This window comes from Edaphovirga cremea, from assembly GCF_003332275.1.
Lineage (GTDB): Bacteria > Pseudomonadota > Gammaproteobacteria > Enterobacterales > Enterobacteriaceae > Edaphovirga > Edaphovirga cremea.
Map to the genome: position 1 here is coordinate 24,427 of NZ_QOVA01000032.1, position 6,011 is coordinate 30,437.

Below are 6,011 nucleotides of genomic sequence, written 5' to 3' on the forward strand. Positions count from 1 at the left end.
CGATATTTGGGACGATTTGCTGTTCACTTATCAGCCTGACGAACCCTGCTACCGCTGCCTGAGCGTGCCGGCGTAAAAAAACCCGCAAAAAGCGGGTTTTTTATGGCATCAACACACTCAGACGATACCCTGACTGCGCAGATAATCTTCGTAGTTGCCGCTGAAATCGACCACTTTACCGGGAAGCATTTCAATCACGCGGGTTGCCAGCGAGCTGACAAATTCACGGTCATGTGAAACGAAAATCAGGGTGCCCTGATACATTTCAAGCGCCATGTTCAGTGACTCAATGGATTCCATGTCCAGGTGGTTGGTCGGTTCATCCATAATCAAAATATTAGGACGCTGCATCATCAGCTTACCGAAGAGCATACGCCCCTTCTCGCCACCCGACAGCACCGCGACTTTCTTATTGATGTCGTCCTGACCGAACAGCAGACGGCCCAGCACGCTGCGAACAGCCTGCTCGTCGTCTTTCGGTTGTTTCCACTGGCTCATCCAGTCAAACACCGTCAGTTCAGAATCAAAGTCTTCAGCATGATCCTGACCGTAGTAACCAATCAGGGCATTTTCAGACCACTTGACGGTACCCGCATCCGGCGTCAACTCACCCACCAGCGTTTTCAGCAGGGTCGATTTACCGATGCCGTTGGTACCCAGCACGGCAATTTTCTCGCCCACTTCAACCATCAGATTCTGGTTCTTGAACAGTGGGCCATTATCAAAACCTTTGGTCAGCCCTTCCACTTCCAGCGCATTACGGAACAATTTCTTGTCCTGATCGAAGCGGATATACGGGTTCTGACGGCTTGATGCTTTCACTTCGTCCAATTGAATTTTATCAATCTGACGTGCACGTGACGTAGCCTGCTTGGATTTGGAGGCGTTGGCACTGAAGCGGCTGACGAACGATTGCAGATCGGCGATTTGCGCCTTTTTCTTGGCGTTATCGGAAAGCAGGCGTTCACGAGCCTGCGTCGCCGCCGTCATGTATTCATCATAGTTACCTGGATAAACGCGCAGTTCGCCGTAATCCAGATCCGCCATGTGCGTACACACCATATTCAGGAAGTGACGGTCATGCGAAATGATGATCATGGTGCTGTTACGTTCGTTCAGCACTTGCTCCAACCAGCGGATAGTGTCGATATCCAGGTTGTTGGTTGGTTCGTCGAGCAGCAGGATTTCCGGGTTGGAGAACAGCGCCTGAGCCAGCAACACACGCAGCTTCCAGCCGGGAGCGATTTCGCTCATTGGCCCGTAATGCTGTTCAACCGGAATACCGACGCCGAGCAACAATTCACCGGCACGGGCTTCCGCGCTATAACCGTCCATTTCGCCGTAAGCGACTTCCAGATCGGCGACTTTATAGCCGTCCGCTTCGCTCATTTCGGCCATGGCGTAGATACTGTCACGCTCTTCTTTCACCGCCCACAGTTCACCGTGGCCCATGATCACGGTATCCAGCACCGAATATTTTTCGAAAGCGAACTGATCCTGACGCAGTTTACCGAGACGCTCGTTAGGATCGAGGAATACGTTACCCGCAGACGGAACCAGATCCCCACCGAGGATCTTCATAAATGTGGACTTACCGCAGCCGTTGGCGCCGATCAGACCATAGCGGTTGCCACCGCCAAACTTGACAGAGATATTTTCAAACAGCGGCTTGCTGCCGAACTGCATAGTGACGTTATTAGTACTTAACACAACGCTCGCTCTTAATTGGAAATGTGATGAGGCGCGCATTATGCCACAAGAGGAGCACAGGATCGCCTACAGATATGTGCGTTTTTCAAGCAAGCGACAAGAAATGGGCAATCGTCCGCGCAGACAGACCGAAATGGCTGAGGAGTACGCCAATGAGTGGGGGATTTTTTTCACGTAAAAACGTGCAAAGCCTTAACCCACTGATGTGGTTTCAGACCGCTGACCAACACCACTTATTTGGGGTTCATTTCTTTTAGCGACAACAGCAGCGCGATACCGCTTGCGTCCGCAAACCACAAGTATAAAAAAGTCAGTTGATTTTTTTTACAATGGTGGTTTTTATGTCACATTGGGTATTATTATAAGGGATATTATTTGTATGGAAAAAGAAAAAAGGACTTTATGCAGTCAACAACCCCCGGCAATAACGCAACTGTCAGAGCAATTTGAAAAATTTTCATATAATAGTCCATTGGCGCAAGAAAAAATTTGGCATTATTAATGAGACAATGTATTTTATTATTTGGAGCAAAATACCACCAACTTCGGAACGACAGTACTAATATCTCTTCTGGGTGAAGTTTTTCTGAGTGGGAAATTTATTCTACGGTGTAGTTTACATAAGGAATTGATATGTCTAATTTGATTTACGCAAGTGTTAAAGGGAAAAAACAAGGTTTAATATCCGCCGGATGCTCATCACTCGATTCTATTGGCAATCGTTGCCAGATAGGTCATGAAGACCAAATACAGGTATTGGGCTTAAATCACAGTATAAGCCGTGAACAGAATGTAGCTCATCACCCTGTTCATTTTACTAAGCCTATAGATAAGTCATCTCCATTGTTAGGAGTGGCAATATCTGAAAATGAACTGGTAGACGTTGTTTTTTATTTTTATAGAGTAGATCCTGCTGGACAGTTAGAACTTTATTATGAAGTTAAATTGACCGAAGCTAGCATTGTAGATGTTACCAGTGTATACCCACACTCAATAGATAATAATGAAATGATACCGTATGAAAAAGTTCAATTAAAGTATAAATCCATAGCATGGAATCACAGAGGTGCAGGTACTTCTGGTTACAGTATATGGGAAGATAGGGTTTATTAATTTTTAATATCAAGCACACTTAAGAAAGTGTGCTTGATAATTTTTTTACTATGGACATAAATTTATATCTTTTGCATATTCATTAGGATCCATCCAGGATCCTTTTGGACATATTTTATATCCATGGCTGTTGAGATTATAGCTCAGATATAATGAGAAAAGTAAAGAAAACACTGCGCCAAACATTGCTAAAATAACTAACGAATTCGCTAGCTTATTATTCATTTTAGCAGGTTCATTTTTTATTGTGGCATAGAATGCCAAGTAGGTAAAATAAAATAATATAGGAGCTGCAAATATCATCACTCCCACTTTCCATGAGAAGACGATAACATCATTTGATTTAAAGAAAGCTAAGTATCCGCTTATAGAAAACCAGCACCCCCAACATGAAAGGAATAAAAGAAAAACTGCAAATATGCCAGTGAATGGCCGATTTATTTTAACCACGACTGAGTCTCCCCCACGCGTTAAAAAATTGATCGGCATGATACGGTGAATATTGTACCCTATGTGACTTTAAGTTTTTTATTATCGTTTCGCTTATTTTATATTCGTTATCTAACCAGTATAATATGAGGCTGGCGAAAACCCCCACAGCAAAGATACCAGCAGCAATAAAAATAATACTTCCCCCAGTGACCATAGCACCGGTAGCTAATGTTTTTGCTCCCCAAGCCACCCCAACGGATATAGCTAATTTCGCCGCATCCATTGTTAAATTAACAAAAAAATCAGTTAACCCATATTCATCTTTCAACAACAATTCAACTGCTCGGTAAGCTGCTGAAAATACTATGCAGAATCTTGCTCCACCAACAACTCCATTCTCAATACCTTGAGTTCCTATCCCTATATCCAAGATTCGAGGGTTATCAATTAAGTATCTTGTCGCATCTAAATATCTTCTTATTCCTGGATATCCGGACAACCTAATATAGGTATTGCCATTTTTTCCCACATATTCAGTTGCCGTTACACCGAATCCTCTCATCTCAAGAGCTATTCTGCCAACAGACATTGACTCAGCGATATTCCCAGCAAAGGACGATATAGGATCGGTACAGGCAAAGATAGCATCCTTCCACGATTGGTTAGGGTTTGGGGTACACAATGTTTTTAAAAAATACAACCCTTCCTCTATTGTTAATAATGCATGCATATTTGCATCATTCATTTCCTTGAGTTGATCATTCAGCTTTTGATATGTGATATCTGCGTGTTGTCTTTTAAAGTCAAGGTGATCTTGCAATCGATAATCATCATCAACAAAAGTGTTTGAAACCGGATCATATTTCATAATCATTGAGTTCCTTGTATTTAACTTTACTCCAAGTATTATAAGGGTTGTACGGCAGAATCCCATAAATTTCCGTAACCAAAACTAAACTCGATTTGATGTGTGCGTTTTTCAAGCAAGCAACAAGAAATGGGCGATCGTCTGCGCAGACAGACCGAAATGGCTGAGGAGTACGGGTTGATAATCAGATCACGTTTCAGGGCGATACGGGCTACAACGGTCAAAAGGTGCCAAATGGCACCTTTTGATACAGCTTTTCTCTCTATTACTCTTAGAAGTTGTATTTAATCCCTATCATCGCGGTAGTATCGCTGTAGCCTTTATCACCAACCTGCTGGCCGACATTGCCCCAGACATTCAGTCTCTTGTTGATCTGGCCTTCCACGCCCACTTTCAGCTCACCAATATTGGCCGCCCCGGCTTGTTTCACCGTGCTGCCGTCCATCGTGGTACCAAAATCCTGGGTATTGTGGATCCAGTTCGCTTCGACAAACGGCTGGAAAACGCGATCCTTGCCTTTATCCTGGTCGCTATAACGATTCATAAAGGCTTTCACTCCCAGACGGGTCTGGATATTGCCATCACCTTCACCCGAGACATGGGTGCCGTTGACCTCTTTATGGTCATCGGCTTTCACGCCCATCCAGGTCACCTGCGCTTTGGGCTGGATAAAGTAGGTGGCGTTTTTCGCTGCATTTTCACCGATTTTAAAGGTATAGCCGCTCTCTACTGACGCCGTTACCCCTTTGGATTTGTACTTTTCAGTCGCCAAATCCTGACCGTCAACCGTGTTATCGAACCAGCTGTACTGCGCCCAGCTATCCACATACAAACCCGTCTTGTCGGCTTCGTTGGCATACCAGGTGCCATACATCCCGAGGCTATAACCTTCCACTGACCCACGGGCACTGTAACCCGAGATATTGGATCCAGTTCTGTTTTTGCTGTTGCCATAACCCGCCATCACGCCCAGATGGAAACGGTCCAGGTCGTTATTGCTCCACTGGGCAATGTCGCCACCCAGTTGCAGCACATAGCGGTTAGCCTGGGTGTTCAACTGGCCGTTGGTGTCACGGGAGCGAGTATGACCGCCCTCGTTACGCAGCCACATGCTGGTGACTTTCTTCTCACCGGTCAACGCATCGATATACTGGGTTTCACCCAGACGATCGTGTAAACGCGTCACAAACATGTTGTTCGCTGCCGCCAGGTTGGCGCTATAGGCACCTGCCTCCGGGCGTTCAACCATCGTTGCGGGTGCTGCCGGCTCCTGACTTGTAGGTGGCGCTGGATCTGGGGTTACCTCTGGATCTGGGGTTATCCTTGGCTCTGGCGTTACCTCTGGCTCTGGCGTTACCTCTGGCTCTGGGATTACCTCTGGCTCTGGGATTACCTCTGGCTCTGGGATTACCTCTGGCTCTGGGATTACCTCTGGCTCTGGTTCTGGTTCTGGCTCTGGGGTCACCGCACTGGTCAGATACCAGTTTTTGGCAAGGGTATCCGCACCACGCGCCAAGTGGTAATCATAAGCACCCGCCACAATACGGCCATTTTGGACAAACTCACCGTCAGAGAGGCCATTCACCTGTACCAGTTCAATACCGTTCAGGGTCGCTGCACCGCTGCCACCGGCATTGGTCACACTCACCAAGGTGGTCCCCGAGGTATTACCGTTTACCACCAGTTTATCGGTGGCGGAGGTATCGTCATTCAGCGCCGTGTTGAAATTCAGCAACCCGTCATTGCCGGTATAATTACCCAACACGGTCAAAACAGCCCCTGGCGCCCCGTTAAAACTCACCACCCCGGCGTTATTCAGGCTGGCGAGGGTCTGGCTATAACCGGCCAGATCCAATTGGCCCGCAGTACCCAACGTGTAGTCAGAGTT

The 6,011-nt window shown here is 46.3% G+C and carries 5 protein-coding genes; 1 reads left to right on the forward strand and 4 read right to left on the reverse strand.

Annotated elements, in window-relative coordinates; translation table 11 throughout:
• Positions 1 to 117 precede the first annotated feature (117 nt).
• A complete protein-coding gene (locus DRI82_RS22050) occupies positions 118 to 1,710 on the reverse strand; it encodes an ABC-F family ATPase (protein ID WP_114196055.1) in 1,593 nt (530 codons plus the stop codon).
• A 633-nt stretch (positions 1,711 to 2,343) separates the two neighbouring features.
• Here DRI82_RS22050 and DRI82_RS22055 point away from each other — a divergent pair.
• Positions 2,344 to 2,823 (forward strand): Hcp family type VI secretion system effector, encoded by a 480-nt coding sequence (locus DRI82_RS22055; protein ID WP_114196056.1) that lies wholly within the window; start codon positions 2,344 to 2,346, stop codon positions 2,821 to 2,823.
• Between the two features lie 48 nt (positions 2,824 to 2,871).
• On the opposite strand, the gene DRI82_RS22060 is transcribed toward DRI82_RS22055, so the two are convergent.
• The 3 genes from DRI82_RS22060 to DRI82_RS22075 all read right to left on the reverse strand — a co-directional run.
• Positions 2,872 to 3,273 (reverse strand): DUF1240 domain-containing protein, encoded by a 402-nt coding sequence (locus tag DRI82_RS22060; RefSeq protein WP_114196057.1) that lies wholly within the window; start codon positions 3,271 to 3,273, stop codon positions 2,872 to 2,874.
• Positions 3,266 to 4,123: a hypothetical protein gene (locus DRI82_RS22065; protein ID WP_114196063.1), complete on the reverse strand. Its 858-nt coding sequence runs from the start codon at positions 4,121 to 4,123 to the stop codon at positions 3,266 to 3,268. The genes DRI82_RS22060 and DRI82_RS22065 overlap by 8 nt, the downstream gene beginning before the upstream one ends.
• A gap of 271 nt (positions 4,124 to 4,394) precedes the next feature.
• Positions 4,395 to 6,011, reverse strand: a 1,617-nt coding sequence (locus DRI82_RS22075) for an autotransporter outer membrane beta-barrel domain-containing protein (RefSeq protein WP_245956909.1), incomplete at its 5' end; no start/stop codon positions are given.

Coding starts and splice junctions, on each gene's coding strand:
- DRI82_RS22055 (WP_114196056.1), top strand. CDS start 2,344: ATGTCTAATTTGATTTACGCAAGTGTTAAAGGGAAAAAACAAGGTTTA.
- DRI82_RS22065 (WP_114196063.1), bottom strand. CDS start 4,123: ATGAAATATGATCCGGTTTCAAACACTTTTGTTGATGATGATTATCGA.